The organism is Afipia sp. GW823-FHT06G09 (genome assembly GCF_058794875.1).
In genome coordinates, this window is sequence record NZ_JBXAHF010000004.1 from 75,768 (window position 1) to 101,446 (window position 25,679).

Annotated in this window: 18 protein-coding genes; 11 read left to right on the forward strand and 7 right to left on the reverse strand. The window is 61.2% G+C overall.

The features are described 5' to 3' along the window. The first annotated feature begins 76 nt into the window (after positions 1-76). Positions 77-1,252: a M20 aminoacylase family protein gene (locus AC1Q67_RS17195; RefSeq protein WP_024573925.1), complete on the forward strand. Its 1,176-nt coding sequence runs from the start codon at positions 77-79 to the stop codon at positions 1,250-1,252. A gap of 177 nt (positions 1,253-1,429) precedes the next feature. Continuing rightward, positions 1,430-1,945, forward strand: coding sequence for a YciE/YciF ferroxidase family protein (locus AC1Q67_RS17200; protein ID WP_492237173.1), 516 nt, complete (start codon positions 1,430-1,432; stop codon positions 1,943-1,945). A gap of 37 nt (positions 1,946-1,982) precedes the next feature. Here the strand turns inward: AC1Q67_RS17200 and AC1Q67_RS17205 are convergent, their stop codons facing one another. Both AC1Q67_RS17205 and AC1Q67_RS17210 read right to left on the reverse strand, forming a co-directional pair. Further along, on the reverse strand, positions 1,983-3,434 hold the full coding sequence (locus AC1Q67_RS17205; RefSeq protein ID WP_492237100.1) for a UdgX family uracil-DNA binding protein: 1,452 nt from the start codon (positions 3,432-3,434) through the stop codon (positions 1,983-1,985). A gap of 1 nt (position 3,435) precedes the next feature. Next, entirely contained in the window at positions 3,436-4,668 is a 1,233-nt protein-coding gene (locus tag AC1Q67_RS17210; RefSeq protein ID WP_492237099.1) for a putative DNA modification/repair radical SAM protein, read from the reverse strand. 160 nt (positions 4,669-4,828) lie between these two features. Between AC1Q67_RS17210 and AC1Q67_RS17215 the strand changes: the two genes are divergently transcribed. The 6 genes from AC1Q67_RS17215 to AC1Q67_RS17240 all read left to right on the forward strand — a co-directional run bounded on the left by AC1Q67_RS17215 (position 4,829) and on the right by AC1Q67_RS17240 (position 16,515). Next, positions 4,829-5,614 carry an ImuA family protein gene (locus AC1Q67_RS17215; RefSeq protein WP_492237098.1) on the forward strand — a complete coding sequence of 262 codons (786 nt, stop codon included), beginning with the start codon at positions 4,829-4,831 and terminating at the stop codon, positions 5,612-5,614. Further along, on the forward strand, positions 5,505-7,097 hold the full coding sequence (locus tag AC1Q67_RS17220) for a Y-family DNA polymerase (protein ID WP_492237097.1): 1,593 nt from the start codon (positions 5,505-5,507) through the stop codon (positions 7,095-7,097). Before AC1Q67_RS17215 ends, AC1Q67_RS17220 begins: the two co-directional genes overlap by 110 nt. Beyond that, on the forward strand, positions 7,094-10,471 hold the full coding sequence (locus AC1Q67_RS17225) for an error-prone DNA polymerase (protein ID WP_492237096.1): 3,378 nt from the start codon (positions 7,094-7,096) through the stop codon (positions 10,469-10,471). Before AC1Q67_RS17220 ends, AC1Q67_RS17225 begins: the two co-directional genes overlap by 4 nt. 98 nt (positions 10,472-10,569) lie before the next feature. Continuing rightward, positions 10,570-11,967: a CoA transferase gene (locus tag AC1Q67_RS17230; RefSeq protein ID WP_492237172.1), complete on the forward strand. Its 1,398-nt coding sequence runs from the start codon at positions 10,570-10,572 to the stop codon at positions 11,965-11,967. 111 nt (positions 11,968-12,078) lie between these two features. Continuing rightward, positions 12,079-13,341: an efflux RND transporter periplasmic adaptor subunit gene (locus AC1Q67_RS17235; protein WP_492237095.1), complete on the forward strand. Its 1,263-nt coding sequence runs from the start codon at positions 12,079-12,081 to the stop codon at positions 13,339-13,341. A gap of 54 nt (positions 13,342-13,395) precedes the next feature. Then, positions 13,396-16,515: an efflux RND transporter permease subunit gene (locus AC1Q67_RS17240; RefSeq protein WP_492237094.1), complete on the forward strand. Its 3,120-nt coding sequence runs from the start codon at positions 13,396-13,398 to the stop codon at positions 16,513-16,515. A 6-nt stretch (positions 16,516-16,521) separates the two neighbouring features. On the opposite strand, the gene AC1Q67_RS17245 is transcribed toward AC1Q67_RS17240, so the two are convergent. After that, positions 16,522-17,937 carry a TolC family outer membrane protein gene (locus AC1Q67_RS17245; protein ID WP_492237093.1) on the reverse strand — a complete coding sequence of 472 codons (1,416 nt, stop codon included), beginning with the start codon at positions 17,935-17,937 and terminating at the stop codon, positions 16,522-16,524. Positions 17,938-18,230: 293 nt separating this feature from the next. On the opposite strand from AC1Q67_RS17245, the gene AC1Q67_RS17250 reads away from it, so the two are divergent. Beyond that, positions 18,231-20,084, forward strand: coding sequence for an acetyl-CoA hydrolase/transferase C-terminal domain-containing protein (locus AC1Q67_RS17250; RefSeq protein WP_492237092.1), 1,854 nt, complete (start codon positions 18,231-18,233; stop codon positions 20,082-20,084). Here AC1Q67_RS17250 and AC1Q67_RS17255 read toward each other — a convergent pair. Both AC1Q67_RS17255 and AC1Q67_RS17260 read right to left on the reverse strand, forming a co-directional pair. Continuing rightward, positions 20,081-20,860: an enoyl-CoA hydratase gene (locus AC1Q67_RS17255; RefSeq protein WP_492237091.1), complete on the reverse strand. Its 780-nt coding sequence runs from the start codon at positions 20,858-20,860 to the stop codon at positions 20,081-20,083. The genes AC1Q67_RS17250 and AC1Q67_RS17255 overlap by 4 nt on opposite strands. 181 nt (positions 20,861-21,041) lie before the next feature. After that, positions 21,042-21,773, reverse strand: coding sequence for a hypothetical protein (locus tag AC1Q67_RS17260; protein WP_492237090.1), 732 nt, complete (start codon positions 21,771-21,773; stop codon positions 21,042-21,044). A gap of 232 nt (positions 21,774-22,005) precedes the next feature. Between AC1Q67_RS17260 and AC1Q67_RS17265 the strand changes: the two genes are divergently transcribed. Further along, a complete protein-coding gene (locus AC1Q67_RS17265) occupies positions 22,006-22,551 on the forward strand; it encodes a sigma-70 family RNA polymerase sigma factor (RefSeq protein ID WP_492237089.1) in 546 nt (181 codons plus the stop codon). Positions 22,552-22,553: 2 nt separating this feature from the next. Then, positions 22,554-23,195, forward strand: coding sequence for an NrsF family protein (locus AC1Q67_RS17270; RefSeq protein ID WP_024573938.1), 642 nt, complete (start codon positions 22,554-22,556; stop codon positions 23,193-23,195). Positions 23,196-23,219: 24 nt separating this feature from the next. Here AC1Q67_RS17270 and AC1Q67_RS17275 read toward each other — a convergent pair whose 3' ends face one another. After that, complete coding sequence (locus tag AC1Q67_RS17275; RefSeq protein WP_492237088.1) at positions 23,220-24,329, reverse strand: DUF2336 domain-containing protein; 1,110 nt, start codon at positions 24,327-24,329, stop codon at positions 23,220-23,222. Positions 24,330-24,395: 66 nt separating this feature from the next. Then, positions 24,396-25,556, reverse strand: coding sequence for a GGDEF domain-containing protein (locus AC1Q67_RS17280; RefSeq protein WP_492237087.1), 1,161 nt, complete (start codon positions 25,554-25,556; stop codon positions 24,396-24,398). Between the last annotated feature and the right edge of the window lie 123 nt (positions 25,557-25,679).

The following is a 25,679-nucleotide window of genomic DNA, read 5'->3' on the forward strand; positions in this document are numbered from 1 at the left end:
GTCCCGTTTGCGCGGATGTTGGGTCCTCCGCGGGCTCATGCTAGTTTTTGCTGTCCTGAGCCTGTGAGGTTATGCCGTGCCCATTCTGAACCGCGTCGCCGATCTGCAACCCGAAATCATGGGATGGCGCCGCGATCTGCATGCACATCCGGAATTGATGTACGATGTGCACCGCACCGCGGCATTCGTCGCCGACCGGTTGCGGGAATTTGGTTGCGATGAGGTCGCGACCGGCCTTGGACGCACCGGCGTGGTCGGCGTCATCAAGGGGCGAAAGCCGGTCAATGGCGGCGATCTGAAAGCGATCGGATTGCGGGCCGACATGGATGCACTGCCGATCGAGGAAGAAACCGGCGTGGCTTATCGCTCGACAGTGCCGGGGAAGATGCACGCCTGCGGTCACGACGGTCACACCGCGATGCTGCTCGGCGCGGCGCGCTATCTTGCGGAGACGCGGAATTTCGCCGGCGATGCCGTGATGATTTTCCAGCCGGCCGAAGAAGGCGGGGCGGGCGCCGAGGCGATGATCAAGGACGGCCTGATGGACCGTTTCAAGATCGAGCAGGTCTACGGCATGCATAACTCGCCGGGCATGCCGATCGGCACGTTTGCCACGCGCGTTGGACCTGCGATGGCGGCGACCGATCACATCAACATTCATATCGAGGGCCTTGGCGGCCATGCCGCGCGCCCGCACAAGAGCATCGACTCGGTGCTGGTCGGCGCGCAGCTCATTACCGCCCTGCAGTCGATCGTGTCCCGGAGCGTCGATCCCCTGGATGCTGCGGTGATTTCGATTTGCGAGTTCCACGCGGGCAACGCCCGCAACGTGATTCCGCAGACCGCGGAACTGTTCGGCACGGCACGAACGCTGACGCCCGAGGTGCGGGATCTGATCGAACAGCGGGTACGGGAAGTTGTGAACGGGGTGGCGCAGCTCTCGGGCGCGAAGATCACGCTGGATTACGAGCGCAGTTATCCGGTGCTGGTCAATCATCCTGCTGAAACGGGTATTGCCGCCCGCGTCGCGGCCGACGTCGCAGGCGAGGGCAATGTCAGTTCCGAGATACCGCCGGTGATGGGGGCGGAGGACTTCGCCTATATGCTGGAAGCGCGTCCGGGCGCCTTTATCTTTATCGGTAACGGCGACAGCGCGGGGCTGCATCATCCGGCCTACAATTTTAACGACGACGCCATCGTCTATGGCTCGTCCTACTGGATCAAGCTGGTCGAAAGCCAGCTCGCAGGCTGACGACGAGTCGCTACCGGACGGTGCATCCTGTTCGGAACCATGATCATCACATCGCGTTGAGAGGCGGGAACGATCCCGTCAAACATGCGGAGTGGGACAATGGCAGCGAGGAAATCGGCGAAGAAGTCAGCCAAAAAATCGGTCAGGAAATCAGCGAAGAAATCCGCACCGAAGCGGATGGCCGCAAAGCGAGCTGTGCCGAACGATAAGGATCTCAACGATCTGTTTCATGACACGCTCAAGGACATCTACTTCGCGGAGAAGCAGATTTTAAAGGCATTGCCGAAGATGGCCAAGGCAGCTCAGTCGGCAGACCTGAGCGCCGCATTCAAGAAACATCATGGCGAAACCGAAGGCCAGGTCGATCGCCTCGAGCAGGTGTTCAAGCTGATCGACAAGCCCGCGAAGGCCAAAACCTGTGATGCGATCATGGGAATCCTCGACGAGGGCAAGGAGATCATGGACGAATACAAAGGCACCGAAGCGCTCGATGCCGGATTGCTGGCAGCCGCGCAGGCAGTGGAACATTATGAAATGTCGCGTTACGGCACGCTCAAAGCCTGGGCTACCCAGCTTGGCATGAACGAAGCCGTGAAATTGTTGGACGAAACGCTCCAGCAGGAACGTAAGACTGATAAGGACCTCACGGCGCTCGCTGAAGGTGCTGTGAATTCCGAAGCGCTTGCTGCGTGATCTATTTTTCCCTCTCTCCGCTTGCGGGGAGAGGGGTTTACGCCGCCTTCAGCTTGTGTAGGAACGAGGCTGCAAGCTTCAGGTCTTTCACGAAGTTGGCATACTCGCGCGCTTTGGCGTCTTCGTCAGGCAGCCGCAGCAGATAGGACGGGTGAACTGTGACCAGCACCTTCCTCTCGGCTCCGGCTTCATTGAGATCAATCAGGCGTCCGCGATTCTTGCCGATCGGCGTCATTTTGCCGAACACGCTTTGCGCGGCCGTTGCGCCCATCGCGACCACCAGGGCAGGTTTAATCGACGCGAGTTCGCGCTCGTACCATGGCCGGCAGGCTTTGATTTCAGGTGTATTCGGTTTCTGATGCAGGCGGATTTTTCCGCGCGGCACGAATTTGAAATGTTTCACCGCGTTGGTGACATACACCTTGTCCCTGTCGAGTCCGGCTTCCTCCAGTGCGCGGTTGAGGACCTGTCCGGCGGGGCCGACGAACGGCTTGCCGGCAAGGTCTTCTTTGTCGCCGGGTTGTTCGCCGACCAGCATGATTGGCGCATTTTCCGAGCCTTCGCCGAACACGGTCTGGGTCGCATCCTTCCAGAGATGACAGGCACGGCAACTGGCGGCTTCGGCGCGGATTGTAGCGAGGCTGCCGGGCTTTGTATGGACCGATGGTGATTTCATCGGTTTATCCCTCCGTTGCTGCGATGCGCGCGGCACTGAAGCCTCGCTGTCGATCATGGCCTGCGTCATGAGTCCGGCTTTTGCAATTAACGTATCAATCAGCGGGGCCTCGGGAAGGTTCCGCCAGTATTTCTTAGGCATTTCCGCTTGCATGGCTTTGATCTTGAGCCGTGCGGGATTGAAGATGTTTGCGTAGTAGGTGCGCCAGATGTCTTCGAGCGGATCACTGGAGGGCGCGTCTGATTTCACCGCGCCAGGTGTGAAGATCGTCTTGCACCCGTCCCAGTGCGCGCAGCGATCCGGTGTGAGAATCGACCACGCCATATCGGCGAAACGGCGCTCGAAGAATGGTGCAGCCAGTTCCACGATATGATGGTTGGGCTCGAACCATGCGACGAAGCGAAAATCGTTGCCCCGGCCGAATTCGCGAAACCGGACGAAGGCATGCATCTTGTGCTCGTCGCGGCGAACCTCTTTCGCAAGGGACTGCACCCGGACAACATCGGCATCGGTTGCCGCACCCATCAGGCGCGGGTGCGTCCGCAATCGCCAAAGCAGGCCATACAGCAACGCAAAGCGCTCCGGATTACGATTGAGGATCGCGGTTTTTGCGAGTTGCACGAAAGCAGCGGGCACGTTGAATGACTGTTCCGTATCGAAGACGGGGATCGCGGAAGGCGCGAACAGGCCCGCGTCTCCCCCTGCCACGGTCCATGTCACATCGTTCGGCGCGATGCCGTTCGATGCGAGGGTCCGCGCAGCATTGCGCCACCCGTCGAAGTCCGTTTCGTTGTCGAGGCTGATGACGTGCAATCTAAAATCCGAATCCCATTTGCGTTGCCGGCGGACGGAACAATTGCAGCAGACGGTTGCTGTCGAGGAGTTGCGCTGGCGGCTTGTGGTCAGGAAGAACGATAAAGGGCAGCACCTTGTTCCGAGGAACGCGCAGGCGTGCGAGATCGGCGCTGCACAGGTTGGTGACGCGGCGCGCGGAAATAATGCGATCAACGGTTTTCACGCCGAAGCCGGGAACACGCAGCAAATCCTCGCGGCTGGCGCGATTGACGTCGAGCGGAAAGCGTTCGCGATGGCGTAAAGCCCACGCAAGTTTCGGGTCGATGTCGAGAGGCAGCATGCCGCCTTCGAGCGGATCGGTGATCTCGCCGAGATCGAACCCGTAAAACCGCAGCAGCCAGTCGGCCTGATACAGCCGATGCTCGCGTATCAGCGGCGGCGCCTGCAAGGGAAGGCTGCGGCTGGCATCGGGAATTGGACTGAATGCCGAATAATAGACGCGCTTGAGTTTATAGGAGCCGTAGAGATTGGCGCTGGTTTCCAGAATGGTTTGATCGTTCGAGGTATCAGCGCCCACGATCATCTGTGTGCTTTGACCAGCGGGCGCGAAGCGCGGCGCTCGTTTGTCCTTCTTTGTTTCTTGCGCTTCATCGAGCCTGAGCCGGAGCCGGCCCATGGTTCGCCGGATGGCGCGTACGTCTTTTTCCGGCGCGAGTTTCGAGAGACTGCTCTCCGTCGGCACTTCGATGTTGATGCTGAGGCGGTCGGCATATTTCCCGGCCTCGGCGATCAGCGCGTCATCGGCTTCAGGGATTGTCTTCAGGTGGATGTAGCCGCGGAAATGATGATCTTCGCGCAGGCTGCGCGCGACGCGGACCACCTGCTCCATGGTGTAGTTCGGACTGCGAATGATGCCTGAGGAGAGAAACAGTCCTTCGATATAATTGCGCCGGTAGAAATCGAGTGTCAGCTTGACGGCTTCCTCCACGGTGAAGCGCGCGCGCTGAACATTCGAGGACGCGCGGTTGATGCAATAGAGGCAATCGTAGTTGCAGGCGTTGGTCAGCAGGATTTTCAGCAGCGAAATGCAGCGGCCATCCGGCGCATAGGAATGGCAGATGCCCATACCGGCATCGGTCGAGCCCATGCTCTTGCCGTTGCGGCTGTCGCGCGTTTCCGTCCCGCTGGAAGCGCAGGAAGCATCGTATTTGGCAGCGTCCGCCAGGATCTCGAGTTTGCGCTGAACGTCCATGGATCAAATCTCATTGTTTTCGTTAAAGAAAGAGGCCGTCCCAAAGTCCGGTTGACTCTCCGTTCGCTCTTAGCTTTATATTAGAACATATCATGAACAAGTAAGTCCGTCATTCGTTCAGTCACTTCGGACGGCGGGCCAGAAATTCCAGGAGCGGCGCATGACCGGCGCACGCATGAACACGCTTGCGTCCCTGCGGGGGACCATCGGCCGCCTTGAGGGCGAGGCCGGTGGGCTTGTGCGCGTGGCGATGGGCCATACGGGCGCCGATGCCGTGTTGCAGGGCGGGCTGGTGCGCGGCGCATTGCATGAGGTGTTCGCCGAGGGTGGGCGCCATGGCGCGGCGGCGACGGGTTTTATCGCAGGTCTTGCGCATCGTCTGGCCGGGCGGCGGCCGCTGGTGTTGGTCCGGCAGGACTTCATGGAACGTGAATCCGGCGCGCTGTCGCTGAGCGGCCTCAATGAACTCGGGCTCGATCCGCGTCTGCTGGTGACAGTGCGGGCCGCAGATGCCGAGACGGCACTGCGCGCGGCGAGCGATGCGATCGCCTGCGATGCGCTCGGCGCGGTGGTGCTGGATGTCTGGGGCGAGGTGCGTGCGCTCGATCTGGTCGCGAGCCGCAGGCTCACGCTGGCCGCGCGTGCCTCGAATGTCACGTGCCTTGTGCTGCGCACGGCCGCCACACCGTCCGCCAGCACGGCGGAAACGCGATGGGTGGTGCGTGCTGCACCGTCATCACCTGCGACGGAAGCGTGGGGCGCGCCGACGCTGGACGCACGGCTTGTTCGCAATCGTCACGGCGAGACCGGACAATGGATCATGGAGTGGAAATGCGATGAAGGCCTCTTCCGTGAATCGGCGGCGCATTCTCAGCCTGTGGCTGCCGCGCCTGCCGACCGATCGATTGAAGCGCCAGCTTTCGGGGCAAGACGCCGCGCCGGATGATGCGCGCCCGTGTGTCGTCGTCTCCAGGCTGAACAACGCGCTGCAAATTACGGCGCTGAACGACGCAGCCGTGACATCCGGCCTTGAAGCCGGACTGCCGCTGGCGAATGCGCGCGCGGTTTGTCCCGATGTGCAGGTGTTCGACGCGGATGAGGCCGCGGATGCAAATCTGCTGGAAGCCATCGCCGACTGGTGTGACCGCTTCACGCCGCTGGTCGCGCTCGATCCGCCTCATGGGTTGCTGCTCGATATCAGCGGTTGCGCGCATCTGTTCGGGGGCGAGGCCGCGATGTTGCGCAGCGTTTGCGCATCGCTGGCCCGGCAAGGCTTTATCGTGAACGCGGCGATTGCCGGCACGCCCGTTTGTGCACGTACCGTGGCGCGGGCGGCGCGAAGCTGTATCGTGCCCGATGGAGAGGAGGCGCGTGCCGTCAATCCACTCCCGGTGTTCGCGCTCGGCGCTGACGATGCGATCACGCGAGGCTTGCGCCGCGCCGGCCTGAAAACGATCGGCGATGTCGCGGCGCGCGCGCCGCATGAACTTGCCGCACGCTTCGGCGCGGCATTCGTGAATTTGTTGCAGCAGGCGTTGGGGCAGGCCGATGCGCCGATTTCGCCCCGCAAGCCGCTGCCGGATTTCATGGTGGAGAAGCGCTTCGCCGAACCGGTCGCGACCGGAAACGTGATCGCGGCAATCCTTTCGGGTCTGGCGCAAATGCTGGTCGCCGCCATGGACAAGCAGGGCAAGGGTGCGCGGCGGCTGGAGGCGAGTTTCTTTCGCACCGACGGCGCGGTGCGCACGATCACGGTGGAGACCGGACAGCCGGTCACCAGGGTCAATGTCGTCGATCGTCTGTTTCGCGAACGGCTCGATGCGCTGGCCGATCCGCTCGATCCCGGCTTCGGGTTCGATCTGATCCGGTTATCAGCCAGCCGCGTCGAGATCGTGGTGCAGGAGCAGCGCGATTTCGATACCCGAACCCGTGACAATGACGAGGTGGTGGCGCTGGTCGACCGCATTGCCGCACGCATCGGCGGCAAGCGTGTCGTGGTGCATCTGCCGCAGGACACGCACATTCCCGAGCGCGCAGCAATCGCCGCGCCTGCGCAGCAATATCTCGCCGCCGCCGCAATTGCAGACTGGCCCGCGCGTGTCGAAGCCGAGCCGCCGCTGCGCCCGCTGCGGCTGTTCGAGAGGCCGGAAGAAATCAAGGTGACTGCTGCCGCAGTTCCTGACGGACCTCCACCCCGGTTTACATGGCGGCGCGCGACCCATGCCGTGGTGCGGGTAGAGGGACCCGAGCGCATCGCCATGGAATGGTGGAGACACAAGGATGAAGCGCTGACGCGTGATTATTTCCGTGTCGAGGATGCGGAGGGGATGCGCTTCTGGATTTACCGCGATGGCCTCTACAACGAACCTGTATCTGAAAAGGACGAACCCGTTCCTCCCAAATGGTTCGTGCATGGGCTGTTCGCATGAAAGCCACCGACTATGCGGAAATCGGAATCACGACGAATTTCTCGTTCCTGCGCGGCGGTTCGCAGCCGCAGGAATATGTGCATCAGGCCAGCGGTTTTCTTCTGCCGGTCATTGGAATTGCTGACCGCAACACATTGGCCGGCGTGGTGCGCGCTTACAAGGAACTCGAGAATCCCGATGTCAAATTCAAGCCCAGGCTGCTGATCGGATCGCGCCTCGTCTTCATGGATGGGACGCCGGATATTCTGGTCTATCCGCGCGACCGCGCCGCCTACGGCCGGCTGTGCCAGTCGCTGACGCGCGGCAAGCTCAGAGCAGAGAAGGGCGAGTGTCATCTCACCTTCGATGATCTGCTGGATTTTGCAGAAGGGCAATTGCTCGTCCTGTCGCTGCCGCATCGCTTCGAATCGGCAGCGGTATTGAAAGTGCTCGACCGGTTGCAGCGAAGCCGTGCCGGAGCAAAAGGCATATGGCTCGCGGCAAGCCTGCTGTATCGCGGCGACGACACACGGCGTCTGGCGAAACTGCAACGTGTTGCTTCCACCGCCCGCGTGCCGCTGCTGGCGACCAATGAGGTACTTTACCACCATCCCGCGCGACGTTCGCTGCAGGACGTTCTGACCTGCATTCTGGAAAAAACCACGATCCATGCCGCCGGGAAAAAACTTCAGGCCAATGCCGAGCGGCATCTGAAGCCGGGCTTCGAGATGGCGCGGATGTTTCGCGATCTGCCGGAGGCGATTGCAGAAACCATGCGTTTCGCCGACCGCATCACATTCACGCTGGATGAACTGAAGTATCGCTATCCCGACGAACCCGTGCCGCCGGGCAAGACGGCGCAAGGGCACCTAGAAGACCTGACGTGGGCGGGTGTGGCGAGATATTTCCCCGGCGGAATCGATGAAAAACTGGAGGGGACTCTCAATAAGGAACTGCGTCTGATCGAGAAGCTGGGATATGCGCACTATTTTCTCACCGTGCACGACATCGTGCATTACGCGCGCGGTCAGAATATCCTCTGTCAGGGGCGAGGCTCGGCGGCGAATTCGGCTGTCTGCTATGTGCTCGGCATTACCTCGGTGAATCCCGCCGCAACCGATGTGCTGTTCGAACGCTTCATCTCCGAAGAGCGCCTTGAGCCGCCGGATATCGATGTCGACTTCGAACATTCGCGGCGCGAAGAGGTGATGCAGTATATCTACCGGCGCTATGGCCGCCACCGCGCGGCGATTGTCGCCACCGTCATCCACTATCGGCCGCGTAGCGCCATTCGCGACGTCGGCAAGGCGCTGGGATTGACGGAGGATGTCACCGCAGCGCTCGCCGATACGGTCTGGGGAAGCTGGGGCGACGGTGTCAGCGACATGCAGATCCGGCAGGCGGGGTTCGACCCGCAGAACGGCATGATCCGCCGTGCTGTCGAACTCGCCACCGAACTGATCGAATTCCCGCGCCATCTCTCACAGCATGTCGGCGGCTATGTGCTGACGCAGGACAGTCTCGATACTTACGTGCCCATCGGCAACGCCGCCATGGATGACCGTACCTTTATCGAGTGGGACAAGGACGATATCGACACGTTGAAGATGATGAAGGTCGATGTGCTGGCGCTCGGCATGCTGACCTGTATCCGAAAGTGTTTCGACCTGATCGCGGATCACAAGGGCAGGCGTTACCAGCTTTCGGATATCAAATCGGAAAACAAGGATAGCGGTCCGGTTTTCGATATGCTGTGCCGGGGTGAATCCCTTGGCGTGTTTCAGGTCGAGAGCCGTGCACAGATGAACATGTTGCCGCGCCTGAAGCCGCGAACGTTCTATGACCTCGTGATCGAAGTCGCCATCGTCCGGCCTGGGCCGATTCAGGGCAACATGGTTCATCCTTATCTCAAGCGGCGAAACGGGGAGATCCAGGTCAGCTATCCGTCGCCGTCACCGGAATACGGCGACAAGGACGAACTCGAGAAAATCCTTTACAAGACGCTGGGCATCCCGCTGTTTCAGGAGCAGGCGATGCGGATCGCCATGGCGGCGGCAGAGTTCACCTCCGAAGAAGCCAACGGCTTACGCCGTGCCATGGCTACGTTCCGCAATGTGGGGACCATGCCGAAATTCGAGCGGCGAATGGTCGATCGCATGATTGAGCGCGGTTATGATCCGCAATTCGCGATCAGTTGCTTTGATCAGATCAAGGGGTTCGGCAGTTACGGATTTCCGGAAAGCCACGCATCTGCCTTCGCGCAGCTTGTCTACGTGTCGTCCTGGCTCAAGCACTATCACCCGGATGCATTCTGTTGCGGTCTGCTGAATTCGCAGCCGATGGGTTTCTATGCGCCGGCGCAGATCGTCGGCGATGCGCGCAAGAATAACGTCGAAGTGCGCGAGATCGATGTGTCGCTCAGTTTTGGGCAGAACACTCTCGAAGAGCAGATCGGAAAATATTGCGCCGTGCGGCTTGGCTTCCGGCAAGTCGACGGCTTCGAGGTGTACGATCCGGACGAGGAAAAATTGGACAATGCGAGGTCTGCCGCTGCGAAAAGCAGAGCAAGGTCCCGTGAGGATTATTGGGATCAGCGCATCGTCGCCGCGCGGATGCGCAAACCGTTTGCCTCACTGGAAGATTTCGCCCGCGAGACGCGATTGCCCAAGCGTGCACTGATCCTGCTGGCGGACGCCGACGCATTCCGCTCGCTCGGTCTCGATCGCCGTGAAGCACTGTGGACAGTGCGGCGATTGCCGGACGATGTCCCGCTGCCGTTGTTCGAGAGTACGGCAACACGCGAGCAGCCGGATGAAGCTGCGCAGCCTTTGCCCGAAATGCCGCTGCCCGAGCAGGTGGTGGCCGACTATCAGACCATCCGGTTGTCGCTGAAAGGGCATCCGATGGAATTCCTGCGGCCGAAGTTTGCGGATGAGGGCGTGGTGGCGTGCGAAACGGTCGCTCATGCCCATGACAGGCAGCGGGTGCGCTGTGCAGGGGTGGTGCTGGTCCGGCAGCGGCCCGGCAGCTCCAAGGGTGTGGTGTTCATGACGCTGGAGGACGAGACAGGCATTGCCAACATCGTCGTGTGGCCGAAGGTGATGGAGCTATTTCGCAAGGAAGTGATGGGTGCGCGGCTGATCGAAGTACAGGGGACCATTCAGAGCAGCCCCGACAAGGTCGTTCATCTGGTGGCGGAACGCCTGTTCGATCGCTCTCATGAGTTGATGAATCTCGCCAACGACGCGCTTGGCGGAAAGCATCCGATCCCTCCCGGTGCGGATGTTATCGAGCCGCTGGAAGAAGAACAGAAGGCGCATTCGGGGAGCCCGGCTCACAAAATGCGCCATCCGCGCAATGTCCGCATTCTTCCGCGCTCGCGGGATTTTCATTGATGGTTCGTCGCTTGCGCTCCTCGCAATGACCGTGGTGAGACTCTTGAATGCGCAGCGCTTTCGGCGCAATGCTCTGTGCCGGTCTGATGGAGGCGATGATGCAATCTCCCCATGATATCCTGTCTGATCTCTGGACTCTCGGGGGCGGCGACCCCTCCGCGCTTGACGCCGCCACCCTGACGGGAAACGAACCCATCTTGCCGTCGTCATTCCGCGTCGGCGCGGCATCGCAGGTGACGATTGCCGCTGCCGGGCTTGCCGCTGCGGAAATATGGAAAGCGCGCAGTGGCGAGGCACAAGGGATTTCAGTCGACATGATGCATGCAGCTGTGGAGTGCCGCAGCGAGCGTTATCTGCGCGTCGACGACAAGCCGCCGCCGCCTGCATGGGACGCTATCGCAGGCGTCTACAAAACAGGCGATGGACGCACCGTTCGTCTTCACACCAATTTTCCGCATCACCGTGACAACGTCTGCAAGGTACTGGCCTGCAAGCCGGAGCGCGACGATGTGCAGCGCGCCTTGATGCAATGGAAGGGTGAGGAGTTTGAGACCGCTGCCTATGCTGGCGGCTGCGTCGTCTCGATGATGCGCTCCCACGATGAATGGTCCGCGCATCCGCAGACGCAGGCGATCGCGCAACTGCCGCTAATTCAGATCGAGAAGATCGGCGAGGCCGCGCCGCGTCCATGGCCTGCCGGCAAGCGTCCGCTGGCAGGGCTGCGCGTGCTCGATCTGTCGCGCGTCATCGCGGGTCCAGTTGCGGGCCGCACATGGGCTGCTCATGGGGCGGATGTCATGCTGATTTCCTCGCCGAACCTGCCATTCATCCCGTGGCTGGTCATCGATACCGGACGTGGCAAATTATCGGCTTTTGCCGACCTCAAGACGCACCAGGGACAGGACGTTCTGCGCGGCCTGCTGGCGTCGGCCGATATTTTCTCTCAGGGCTACCGGCCACAATCGATCGCGGCGCTCGGCTTTTCCCCGGAAGATGCCGCGCGGATCAGTCCGGGCATCGTTTACGTGTCGCTATGCGCCTATGGCCACGCCGGCCCCTGGGCCAGCCGCCGCGGGTTCGACTCGCTGGTCCAGACCGCGACGGGGTTTAACCATGCTGAAGGCAAGGCCGCCGGTGCCGATGGGCCGAAGGAACTGCCGATGCAGATCCTCGACCACACGACGGGGTACCTGATGGCGTTCGGTGCGATGATGGCGCGCCTGCGGCAGGCGCGGGAGGGCGGAAGCTGGCATGTGAAGGTTTCGCTGGCGCAGACCGGGCGCTGGCTCTGGAACCTGGGCCGGCTGGACGCTGGTTTGGCGGCGGCAGACCTCACGGCGGACCAAATTCTGCCGTTTATCGAGCAAAGTGCATCGGGTTTTGGTGCACTGCGGGGTGTTCGTCACGCGGCGGTGATGTCGGCAACTCCTGCATTCTGGCGCCGCCCGGCGATGCCCCTCGGGTCCCACGAGCCGATGTGGCCTTCATTCGGCTGACGTTAACCGAAAATAATGTCCATGCCGTCGGTTTTTGATTGTCCTAAATAGGAAAGAGGAACTATTAGCCTGACAGACTGCGTCGGCTCGCCGCAGGATCACGGATTTCGAATGACCGACAAGACAACCACACTGAGTGCTCTGATTGCCCGGGTTCAGGCTATGCCCCGGCAGCGGTTGGCTATGGGCGCTGGCGTGGCTGTGATTGCCGGGCTGGCGGCGTTTGGCCTGACGTTTGTGGGAGCTTCGCCCAAAAACCACTCCGACGTCTCCAGCCAGTCTCGAAAGGGTCTGCTGCGCTATACGCCCACGGCGGCGGAATGGGCCAGCCTGACCGTTCAGCCGGTAGTTGAACGCGCGTTCCGTGCCGAGCATGTCACAGAAGGCAAGATCGCGGTCGATGAAGATCGCTCGACGCCAGTGTTCTCGCCCTATGCCGGCCGCGTTACCAAGCTGCTGTCGCGGCCCGGCGACAGGGTCACGCAGGGGCAGTCGCTGTTCGTGATCGAGGCAGCGGACAATGTTCAGGCGCAGAACGATTTCATCACGGCGGCGACCGCGTTCAACAAGGCGAAGTCGCAACTCGAACTGGCGCAAATCCAGGACAAGCGCGCCCGCGATCTTTATGAGGGCAAGGCCGCGCCGCTGAAGGACTATCAGCAATCGCAGGCGGCGCTGATATCCGCGCAGAACGACATGCGCTCGAGCGAAACGGCGCTGGAAGCCGCGCGCAGTCGGCTGCGCATGCTCGGCCTGACCGACGAGGCCATCACGGCTTTTCAGGACAAGGGCCGCATCAATCGCGAAACGACAATCTTCTCACCGATCGCCGGCACCGTCGTGCAGCGCAAGGTCGGCCCCGGACAATACGTCAATGCCGGTGCGAGCGACCCGGTGTTCGTTGTCGGCGATCTCTCGACGGTGTGGCTGACGGCGTTCGTACGCGAAACCGAAGCGCCCGCCATCGAAGTTGGCCAGGAAATTATGTTCAGCGTTCTCGCGTTTCCAGGACGCACCTTCAACGCGCGGATCAATTATGTCTCGGCGGCCATCGATCCGACGTCCCGCCGTCTGATGGTCCGTGCCACCATCGACAATCCCGGCGAAGCCCTGAAGCCGGAGATGTTCGCCAACGTGACCATCTATTCTGCAGGCGACCGTCCGGCCGTCGGCGTGCCCAGGCAGGCGCTCATCTACGAAGGCGATCAGGTAAGGGTCTGGGTTGTGCGCGACGACAAGTCCATCGAACTGCGCCAGATCAAGATCGGCATGACCAACGGCGATCTGGTCGAAGTGAAGAGCAACCTGGCCCCGAACGAGAATATCGTGACCCGAGGCAGCCTGTTTATTGATCGCGCTGCGTCAGGCAGCTAGTCCGCTCCGTGTCTTTCCCCGACGTCATACGCTCCCGCTGAAAGACCGGTCTCGATGGATCGCCTTGTCGCTCTTGCTGTCAACCGCCGCTACCTCATGGTGGTGCTGTTCATCATGACGATGGTTGGCGGCGTCATCGCTTTCCAGCAGTTGAACATCGAGGCCTATCCGGATCCCACGCCGCCGATGGTCGACATCGTAACGCAAAGTCCCGGCCTGTCGGCCGAGGAAATTGAACGTTACATCACCATTCCGATCGAAACGCAGGTCGCGGGCCTGAAGAACCTGCGGACGCTTCGCACCATCTCGCTCTACGGTCTGTCGGACGTCAAACTGCAGTTCTCGTTCGATTACACTTACGACGAAGCCTTGCAGCAGGTGCTCAATCGCCTGTCGCAGCTCAGTCCGTTGCCGGGAAATGTGCAGCCGCAGATTTCTCCGCTGAGTCCCATCGGCGAAATCTTCCGTTACCGGCTTGTCGGGCCGCCGAATTACAGCGTTCTGGATCTCAAGACACTGCAGGACTGGGTGCTGCAACGCCGCTTCCGGAGCGTGCCCGGCGTGATCGATGTCACAAGCTGGGGCGGCAAGACCAAGACCTACGAGCTTCAGGTTGATTTCAACAAGCTGACGGCCTTTGGCCTGACCTTGCCGCAGGTGCTGCAGGCGGTTGGCAACGCCAACATCAACGTCGGCGGCAACACCGTCAACATCGGCACGCAATCCGCCGTTGTTCGCGGCGTCGGCCTGATCCGCTCCATCGACGACCTGGCCACCACCATGATCTCGCAAAGCGGTGGCAATCCCGTGCTGGTGCGTGACATTGCGACCGTTACGGTGGGCGAGAAGCCGCGTCTTGGCGTCGCCGGCATGAACGCCGACGACGATATCGTTCAGGGCATTGTGCTGATGCGCCGGGGCGAGCAGAGTTCTCCGACCATCGCGCGCGTTGAAAAGCTCGTCAAATCGATCAACAACTCGAATATCCTGCCGCCGGGGGTGCGGATTGAACGCATCTACGATCGTAAGGATTTGATCGACACCACGACCCATACCGTGCTCCACAACATGGTGGTCGGCATCATTCTGATCGTGCTGTTGCAGTGGATGTTCCTGGGCAATCTGCGCAGCGCGGTGATCGTGGGCGCCACGATTCCGTTCGCGCTGTTTTTCGCAGTCATCATCATGGTGCTGCGCGGTGAATCCGCCAACCTCCTGTCAGTGGGCGCCATCGACTTCGGTCTGATCGTGGACGGCACGGTCATTATGGTCGAGGCGATTTTCCGGAGATTGTCGCAAACCACCGAGCTTTCTGCCTCCGAAGAGCAGGCGATTTCGCCCGATACCATTATGGGCATGAAAACCCATGCCATTCTCAGCGCGGCGGCTGACGTCTCCCGGTCGATCTTTTTTGCGGCCGCGATCATCATCGCAGCGTTCATTCCGCTGTTCACGCTGAGCGGCGTCGAAGGCCATATCTTCGGGCCGATGGCGAAGACTTATGCGTACGCGCTGGCCGGTGGATTGCTCGCAACTTTCACGATTACACCGGCGCTGAGCGCGATCATTCTTCCTGCACACATCCAGGAAACCGAAACGCGGATTATGCGGTGGCTGCATCGCGTGTACATGCCGATGCTGCACTGGGCCATCAGCAGCCGGCGGATTATGATAGCGGCTGCAGGAGTGCTCGTTGTCTTCACATTCGTTGCAGTGCGGATGCTCGGACTTGAATTTCTTCCGAAGCTGGAAGAGGGCAATCTCTGGATTCGTGCGACACTTCCACCGACCATTTCACTCGAGGAGGGCAACTCCTACGTCAACGAAATGCGAAAGCTCATCCGCGCGCGGCCGGAGGTGGAATCGGTCGTGTCGCAACACGGTCGGCCCGACGACGGCACCGATGCGGCGGGTCTGTTCAATGCGGAATTTTTCGCGCCACTGAAGCCGGTCAGCGAATGGCCGGGCTCGCGCGACAAGGATGATTTGACCAGCGAGCTTCTGGCGCAACTCCAGAAGAGATTTCCCGGCGTCGAGTTCAACTTCTCGCAGTATCTGCAGGACAACGTTGCCGAGGCGGTGTCCGGCGTGAAGGGAGAGAACTCGATCAAGCTATACGGCAGCGATCTTGAGGAATTGACCAAGACCGCCAACAAGATCAAGTCGGTGCTTTCGACGGTCAAGGGCATCACTGACTTGTCAGTCTTTACGTCGCTGGGACAGCCCACCATCCAGATCGACATCGACCGCGCGCGGGCCGCCCGCTATGGCCTCTCGCCGGGTGATATCAACGCGACCATCCGTGTCGCGATTGGCGGTGACAGTGCGGGCGATCTGTACGAACCCGGCAGCGACCGTCATTTCCCGATTGTGGTCCGCCTTGCGCCGGAGTACCGCAAGAGCGCCGAAGCGATCCATAACCTGCGCATCGGCGCGCAGGGACCGAATGGAATCCAGCAGGTTCCCCTGTCGGAGGTCGCGTCGATCAGACTGGTGTCCGGCGCGGCATATATCTATCGCGAGCAGCAGGAACGCTATCTGCCGATCAAGTTTTCGGTGCGCGAGCGCGATCTCGGCAGCGCCATCAAGGAAGCGCAGGACAAGGTTGCGGAGCAGGTCCAGCTTCCTTCCGGTTCGCACATGGAATGGGTCGGAGAGTTCGGAAATCTTCAGGACGCGATCCGGCGTCTGTCTATTGTGGTTCCAATCAGTCTTGCGCTGATCGCTGTTCTGCTGTGGTTCAATTTCGGATCGATGACCGACACCCTGCTGGCCATGAGCGTGATCCCGATGGCCATCTTCGGTGGTGTGCTCGGGCTGCTGTTCAGCGGCATTCCGTTCAGCGTGTCAGCGGCAATCGGCTTCATCGCGTTGATGGGCATTGCGGTGATGGACGGCATCATCATCCTGTCGCAGTTCAACCAGCTTATCGACGAGGGATATAATCGCGTCAGGGCCGTTATCAGGACCGGCGAGCTTCAGTTGCGGCCGGTGCTGATGACCTGCGTTGTCGCCGGTATAGGTCTTCTGCCGGCCGCCATATCGGAGGGGATCGGTTCTCAGGTGCAGAAGCCGCTTGCGGTGGTGGTCGTGACCGGCATGGCGGTGGCTCCGCTGGTCATCCTGATCACGCTGCCGGTTCTGATTTTGATGTTCTCGCGCCGGGTGCGCTAAGAGATTTTAGCGGCCCGAAGGAATGCGCAGGCCGTGCCAGGCGTCGCGGACCTGATGATAGTGAACCTCGGGCAGGTAGTCCGGCGTATTGAGGCCGAGCGTTCTGACATCGAGGCGGCCGATTGCACTCAGTAGCGTATAGGAGGCAATCACCCGGTCGCGTTGCGCCAAAATCTGGCGGGACCGCGCCGCTGTGAGGTCCTGCTGTGAGTTGAGCACATCGATGGTGGTGCGCTGACCGGCCTGCGCCTCGCGCCGCACGCCCTGCAAGGCGATGTTCGCCGACTTCACCTCGGCTTCGGCTGCGGCCAGCGCGACCTTGGTGCCTTCGCTGCTGATCCAGGCGCTGATCGCGGCGGTCCGCGCCTGATTTCGCACCTGTTCCAGCACGAGCCGGCTTTGCACCGCTGTTTCCTTGGCCTGGCGGGTTTGCGACGCGGCGGTGCCGCCGTCATAAATCGGCAAGGTGAGGGCGCCGACCACGGACGCCTGATCCGCGCGCTTGGTGCCAAGGTTGGGGTCGCTGTCAGCGCTGCGGTTGACATTGCCCTGCACGTTAACCTGCGGCAGCAGGCTGCTCTCGGCAACGCTGATGGTGGTGGTAGCAACATCGACGTCATAGGTCGCCGCGATGACCGCGGGATTTTCGCGAATCGAGCTGTCGATCGCGTCCTGCCGGCTCTGTGGAACAAACCTGTCGACCGTCTGCGCGGGCGCGAGCGAGCCCGGCATGTTTCCGATCACCTGCGCGTAAATGGCGCGGCTGGTCTCCAGCGCGACCTCGGCGGCGTTGAGATCGGCGAGGCCACGGCTCAGCCGCGCTTCCGCCTGGGCGGTGTCCGTCGGCGTGACATCACCGGCATCGAGGCGCTTCTTGGTGATGCCGAGCGTTTCGCGCAGGAATGCCACGTTGCCGCGCTGGGTTTCGACCAGGGCCTGGTTGGAGATCACGTTCATGTAGGCGGTGACGGCATCGAGCAGGACGCCTTGACCGGTGTTGCGCAAGGCCTCGCGGCCGGACAGCACCTGGAACTCCGCGACACGGACACTGTTTGCGGTCTTGAAGCCGTTAAATAGATTCTGCGTGACGGTGACGCCGATGGTCCATGGCTTCAGCGTTGCGGTCTGGATGGTGTTGTCCAGAAGCAGGTTGCGAACCGGCTGCAATCCGGCGCTGAGGCTCGCGACGATTTGCGGGCGATAGCCCGCCAGCGCCTGCGGCACGCCTTCGTCGGTGGCGCGCTGCTGGGCGCGGCTGGCATTGAGTTGCGGATTGGATTGATAGGCTTTGACCAGCGCTTCGTTGAGCGTCTCGGCCCGCGCCTGTGTCCCGAGCCCCGCGGACAGCGCGAGACCGATGGCGACGCCCGACACACCAAGGCGCCAGCCTACGCCACCAAACCCTGAAGCACGCCGAGCCATCGTTTTCCGTAACAATCCGAGATTCATTGTAGCGGTGGGATTGCACCATCCGGCACGCTTCATTCGTACACTGTTTAGAGGCCGATGTTGGCTCGGGCAAACCTCTGGACACAGAAAATCGCAGACTGTGACAATGTACACCGGTTTGTTATCGGTCCGGGCGGTATTATCTTGACCGATCAATGCCATACGGCGAAATTTGCAGGTGAATGGCTTCAATCGGGTGCGAGCAACCGCGCGCCCCTCGTGCGAGCAGGACAGCCCGTCCGGCGCAGTGGATCAGCAGACATCCGATGCCAAGAATCTTCTCCGACCCCGATGCGATCGCGGACGATATCATCCGCGAGGTTGGGACGAAGCTCGTGGTCGGTCTGCCGCTGGGACTCGGCAAGGCCAATCACATCGTCAATGCGCTGTTCCGGCGTGCGCTCAACGACCGCTCGATCCAACTGACCATCTTCACGGCGTTGACACTTGAAAAGCCGAGGCCATCGGCCGATCTCGAACGGCGGTTTATCGGACCTGTCATAGACCGCTTGTTCGGCGGGTACCCCGATCTGGAATACGCCAAGGCGCTGCACGCCAAAACGCTGCCGCCGAACATTGAGGTCGTCGAATTCTTCTTTCTGGCGGGCAAATGGCTTGGCAATGCCTATGCGCAGCAGCACTATATTTCGGCGAACTACACCCACGCCTCGTCCTATCTGTTGACGCGCGGCGTTAACGTCATCGCGCAACTGGTGGCCAAGCGCGTTGGCAACGGCGAGACCCGATACAGTCTGAGCGGCAACACCGACACCACGCTCGATTTGATGCGGGCCCGCACTGAGGGCCGGATCGCGTTCAGGATTGTGGGGCAGGTGAACTCCGAACTGCCATTCATGCCGGGGCAGGGCGATCTGGCCGGCGATGAATTTCACGCTGTGCTGGACAGCCCGGAAACGGATTTCCCGCTGTTCGCGCCGCCGTCTGAGCCGGTCTCGGATACGAAGTATGCCATCGGGCTGCACTCAGCCGGACTGGTGCGCGATGGCGGGACCTTGCAGATCGGGATCGGGCAGGTGGGCGATGCGCTCGCGCAGGGCCTGATCGTCCGCCACAGCGACAATACGGCCTATCGCGAAATCATGGCGCGGCTGGCCCCGGGACAGGCACCGCGCGAGACAAAGCCGTTCACGGCGGGTCTTTATGGCGTCAGTGAAATGTTTTTTGAGGCGTTTCTCGCGCTGATCGATGCCGGCGTGCTGAAGCGTGAGGTCGATGGAGCGCTGCTGCACGCCGCATTCTTCCTCGGGCCGAAATCCTTTTACCGCGCCCTGCGCGAGATGAAGCTCGACCAGATCGAGCGCATCCAGATGGTGCCGGTCTCGTTCACCAATCAGGTTTATGGCGGCGAGGATGCCAAGCGGCGGGCGCGCGTCGATGCGAGGTTCGTCAATAACGCGATGATGGCGACGCTGATGGGGGCGGTGGTCTCCGACGGTCTGGACAACGGCCAGGTCGTGAGCGGTGTCGGCGGACAGTATAATTTCGTGGCGCAGGCATTTGCCCTTGAAGGCGCGCGCTCGATATTGACGCTGGAATCCACACGCGGCTCCGGCAAGAAGGCCGCGTCCAATGTTCGATGGTCCTACGGGCACACCACGATCCCGCGTCATCTGCGCGATGTCATCGTCACCGAATACGGCGTTGCCGATCTTCGCGGCCAGTCGGATGCCGATGTGATCGCGGCGATGTTGAATGTGACGGATACGCGGTTTCAAGGCGAACTGATGCGGCAGGCGAAAGAGGCGGGCAAACTGCCGAAGGGATACGAGATTCCGGCCGTCCACCGCGAGAATTTCCCGGACCGCGTCGCCGCAGCCCTGAAGCCGTCACGTGATGCCGGATTGCTGCCGGCGTTCCCGTTCGGCAGCGACTTCACGGAGATTGAGCAGAAACTGATCCCGGCCCTTCAGGTTCTGAAGGAGGCGACCGCCAGTCTGCTGGCTTTGCTCGGACTGGCATGGGAAGGGCGCCGTGCCAACCATTCCGCCGAACTGGTCGCATGTCTCGCGAGGATGCAACTCGACCGGCCGGCATCCTTTGCCGACCGGCTCTATCGCGCCTTGCTGATCGCCGCGCTGGCGCGGAGCAGGCAGACTTAGCGGTGCTTGAAGTTCGGCTTCCGCTTCTCGATGAAAGCGGCCATGCCTTCTGAACGATCCTCAAGCGCAAACGTCGCGTGGAACAGATCGCCTTCGACATTCATGCCTTCGGCGAGCGGTGTCTCCAGTGCGCGGTTGACGGCGCTCTTGGCCATCGCGACCGCAGGCTGCGACATCGATGCGATCTTCTCCGCGATCGCGAGAACTTCTTCCATCAGCTTGTCGGCCGGGAAAATACGGCTGACGAGGCCTGAGCGTTCGGCTTCGGCGGCGTCCATCATCCGGCCGGTCAGACACAGGTCCATCGCCTTGGATTTGCCGACCGCGCGGGTGAGGCGCTGGGTACCGCCGAGTCCCGGAATGGTGCCGAGCGTGATCTCTGGTTGGCCGAATTTTGCGGTGTCGGACGCGATGATGATGTCGCACATCATCGCGAGTTCGCAGCCGCCGCCGAGCGCATAGCCGCTGACGGCGGCGATGGTCGGCTTCTTGCAGGTCGCGACGCGATCGCCGCCGATATCCATGAAGTCTTCGCTGAACATGTCGATGAATTTCTTCGGCTGCATTTCCTTGATGTCGGCGCCGGCGGCGAATGCCTTTTCGTTACCCGTGACGACAATGCAGCCGACAGCATTATTGGCCTCGAGCTGATCGATCGCGACCGCGATTTCCTTGAAGACACCAAAGGAGAGAGCATTGAGCATCTTGGGCCGGTTGATCTGCACGATGCCGACCGCGCCCCTGGTCTCAACGATGATGTGTTCGAATGCTGACATGTATCGCCCCTTGAAGGATGTCTGAGGATCAGCGCCTGCGCGCCGTTGGGCGGCAATGTGCCTTCCGGGGCTGGTCTCTGCAAGACCGGGGATGTCAGGGCTGATCGTCACGTGCGCAACAAAAACGCCGGTTCGCAAGGCTGCGGACCGGCGTTTGCGTCTGATGCAGACGGTGTTTGCGTCAGGTAATCAGCAGGCGGGCCGCCGATGCCAGCGTCAGCAGGCTCCCGAAGGCGATGAAGATCTTGCCGATCAGCGATGTCTTGCTCCAGGGGTCCCCGTCGTCGGTCTTGAACACCGGCTTTTCCGATGACGACACCGCCCGGATGATCTTGCCGCTTTGCGCCGGCGCGGGCTCAGATACGGCGGGGGATGCCGGAGCACCGGAATCCTGCGCCATTTCGGTACCGGCCGTCGCAGCGCGATCTGCATCGGTCAACTGGTCAGCAGAAGCAAGCTGAACGCCGTCCACGACCGGAACGTCTTTGCTGTCGAGGGCGGCGAAATTTCGTGCCTGATCTTCCGCCAGTGCCTGAGCGCGGGCATTGGCGACCGTCGCCGGCAACTCCGTCTTGTTCTGGCTGGCGGTATTGGCTTCGCTACGCGCCGGCTTGTCCTCCCATGTCTCTGGAGCCTCGATAATCTTCGACGAGACTTTCGATCCTGCCTTCTTCGCGTATCGCGTTGACTTGGTGGCGTATCGCGCTGATTTGGATTTCTTCGCAGCCACGCGCTGCTTTTTGAATTTGGAGAGAACAACGGGACGGTTGGCCGAGGTGACCTTCGCGGCTTTTTCAGTCTTGGTCGTTGTCTTGGCCGACGATTTGGCGGCCATTGCCGGCTCGCCCGAAAAGCTCATCCAGATTCCGGCGGCAGCGACCAGCGCCGCTAATCCTGCACTCCTAATCCGCATGGCAATTTCCCCTTTTGCCAAAGCCTCCAGCAAGGGGAACAGACCGGTGCGGAATGGCCACAGGACGGCAGAAAAAGGGAATCTTGTGATCTTTTGCCCTAAAAAAGACCCAGGCGAGGTAGGCCGGCTGCGGCCGCGAGAACCGGGAACCGGGCTGTTCACGGTTGCGTGATTGCAATTTCTCCCCGTAACACTTTAGGAACAGGAGCGAATTGCCTTGATAGGAGCGCGCGTGCGCGGACGTGAGGACGAGTGGACCGATCTGATGCGATCGGCCAATGCCGGAGACAACGCCGCGTATCATCGCCTCCTCAAGGCCGTGACGCCTGTCCTGAGAGCAGGGGCGCGCCGCGGTCTGGCGAGAGCCGGTCAGCCAGTCGACCAATCCGAGGACATCGTGCAGGACATCTTGTTAGCGGTGCATTTGAAGCGGCACACATGGGACGCCAACGCTCCGTTCGCGCCGTGGCTCTTCGCGATTGCCCGCAACAAGCTGATCGACGCCCTGCGCCGCCGGGGCCGCCGGGTCTTCGTCAATATCGACGATTTTTCCGAGACGCTGGCGGGTGCGCCGGTCGAGGAAACCGTTCCGCCGAGCGAGGTCACGACCCATCTCAACGGCTTGCCGAAGCGGCAGCGGGACGTGTTGCAATCGATCGCCGTCGACAGCGTCTCCATCAAGGAGACGGCGGCCAAACTTTCGATGACCGAGGGCGCTGTGCGCGTGGCGCTGCACCGGGGACTAACGGGTCTCGCAAGTAAACTGCGGAAAGAATGACCATGGACACCAACGATCTCATCCGCACCCTCGCCGCAGACAACGACACACACGAACGCTCTGTCGGACATCTGCTGCTGGCCGCACTGGTGCTTGCGGTGCCGGTATCGACTGCGCTGTTCCTGACCGGGCTTGGTGTGCGCTCCGACGTGATGACCGCCATGCGCAATCCGCTGTTCGATCTGAAGTTCATGGTCACGATAGCACTGGCGGCAGCTGCGATCGCAATCAGTCTGCACCTGTCGCGGCCCGAGGCTTCGCTTGGACGTTGGGCGTGGCTGCTGGCTGTTCCGGTCGGATTGCTCGGCATCGGCATGATGGGCGAAATGATGATGATGCCGAATCGTGCGCCGATGGCGACGCGGCTGGTTGGCTCCAATTCGAAGGTGTGCCTGACCGCAATTCCGCTGTTGTCGCTGCCGCTGCTGGCAGCTGCGTTGTACGCCCTGCGCCGCGGCGCGCCGTCGCGGCCCGCGGTTGCCGGTGCATTTGCCGGGCTTCTGTCTGCGGGAATGGCTGCGACGCTTTATGCCGCGCATTGCACCGACGACTCGCCGATGTTCGTTGCAACCTGGTATTCGATTGCAATCGCTTTCGTCACGGCAATCGGCGCGCTTGTGGGCTCACGAGTCCTGAAATTCTAGGGTGTGCCGCTGGAGCCGCAGTTCTCACGCGGCCGGTTCGGTCTGCGCGCTATCCTGACGCATCCGATAGAAGCGCAGCACCTGCTGCGCCGTTGAAGGACGCAGCATGTCGTAGCTCGACTTATGATCGTCGATATTTTCGGTTTCGGGTGCGTCGTCGCCCATCTCAAGAACGAGTTTGAGCGACATCCACGACAGCCCAGCGACCTTGGCGAGAACCATCAGTCCCTCGGATTGCCGCTCGATCATCATGTTTTCAACGGTCGCGACCGGAACGTTCGCGATGACGGCGATTGCGGCGCAGGTTTCCTCGAAGCGTCCGGTGGCTGCGAATTCGGCAATCTGCCGTTCGTCGAGCCGTCCGTCTTCGAACAGAGACTTGACGAGACGCATTGCCTGAGATGTTTCGCTCTGCCCGGTCTTTCCGTGACCGGCGTTGAACGCGGCTTCCTTCACGGCGGCCGAAATGTCGTCCGCCGCGCGGGGGTTTGCAGCCTGGAGGCGCGCTCGTACGGAATCCGACGCTCTTGCGATGAGCTTGAGATAGTGAGGCCTTGGAATTCCTCGCCGTGCGCCAAGACAAGTAGCGAGATTGTCATTGCCCTCGGCGCGGGAGACCAGCTCTGTGAAGCCCTTGTCAGAGAATTCTGCGCCTGGATTGTTGACAGTGCTCTCGACGACGTCGTTGTTGCCGCATTCAACCAGAACGTCGGTGACGGCGTCGCTCAGAACCTTTCGTTTCGAAATCGCGAGCATATGGCCCTGGCTCTTGCTGCGCGCATTCTTGATCAGTATGTCGTCGTTCAGGCGCTCCGACAGCGACAGCACCGGCGCAGCGACCTCGATCTCGTCGTCGAAGGCAAGCGTGTAAATCAGGCGCGGGGGCGCTTTCGGCACTGGCGCCATGCGTTTCGCCAGCAGGGCCTTGGCGGAGATTTCGATCTCTTCGATCAGGCAATGAAAGACATCATCGAAGACGTCCACCTGTTCGTCGGAGTAATCCGCCGCGCCGTACAGAAAAAGATCGGTGACCCGGCGCAGCGTTTCCACGCGGCGCGCCACGTTGCCATGTGCGAGAGCATTCTGCAGTTCATCGAGAAGATTGGCCGGCCGTGCTGTCGATCTCGAACTCATGACTTTCTGTCCTGGAAACACCGAAGCGAGGAATGCCAGCCAGGTTCTTGGCCGGCGTAAATGGAGCTAGGCTGAGACAACCCGGTTTCGCCCTAGGTCTTTGGCTTGATAAAGAAGCTGATCGGCGCGGGCGAGAATGCTGTCCGCGGTATCGTCCGGGTGCAACATCGCGAGACCGGCCGACATCGTGACATTCATGTCTTGCGAAATCGCGCTCCAGTCGAGCGCGCCGACGATGGCGCGCAACCGGTCCACAGCCCGGAATGCTGCGCCATCGGACGTCTCGGGGAGAATGAGCAGAAATTCCTCGCCGCCGTAGCGGCCGAATTTGTCGATGCTGCGGATATTGGCGAACATTGTGATTGCAAAAGCCCGCAGTGCTTCGTCGCCGACAGGATGTCCGAACCGGTCGTTGATGCGCTTGAACCAGTCGAGGTCGATTAACGCGACAGCGCAAGGCGTCTTGCTGCGCCGGGAGCGGGCGATCTCCTCGTCGAGCGTCTGCATGATGCTGCGCCGGTTGAGCGAGCCGGTCAGTTCGTCGAGCTCTGCGAGTTCCTCGATGCGCTTGTAGGCCGCCTTTAGCTCGATGCCGCGCCGGTAGAGAGATTCGTGCAGCGAACTGCTGAACAGCCCGACAACCATGCCGCGGCCAAGCACCAGAATGAAGACCAACATGGTCGCGAAACGCTCCAGCGGCGTGCTGGTCGGCATTCCGATGGGTCTATCCGAGAGAAGAAACAGGACGGTCAGGCCGACGGCTGCGGCCGTCCATCCGATGATCGTCTGGCGGGGCGTTGATCGCAATGCGGCGAAGGTAAAGACAAGGAAGATGGAGCAAAGGAAAAGGCAGCCGACTTCGGGCGCCAGGTAGATGAACAGCAGCATGATCCCGAGGCTGATGCTGGTTTGCTGCGAGATGAAGTAGTGGTCCCTGAACCGGTCGTTGACCTTGGCTTCCGAGATCGCAATGTAGGCCGCCACGGACAGCAGGCCGCAGGCTCCATAGGCCGGAGCGACCATGAAGCTGGTAGCGCCTGCGTAGGCGTAGATCAGCAGAATCGCGGCGTCGATCATGTAGCTGACGCCGACCATGTCGAGCATCTGCCGCCGCTGTCTCGCCCGGCGTGCGAGGATCTCCGGTGACAAATCGGTCTCGACGGCAGAACGCGCCCGGCGGAAAGCGCCTGTCAGTGATCCGGGGGCCGATGAAGCTGCGCCGCGCATGAATTCGCCGTTGAGGGAAGCAATGCGCGACTGTAGGCGGGAAAGCCTTTAGGTTTGGTATCATTGGAGGGACCTGCGGCACAGGTAAGCCCGCTGATGCACCGCGAAATATCGCCATCTCCT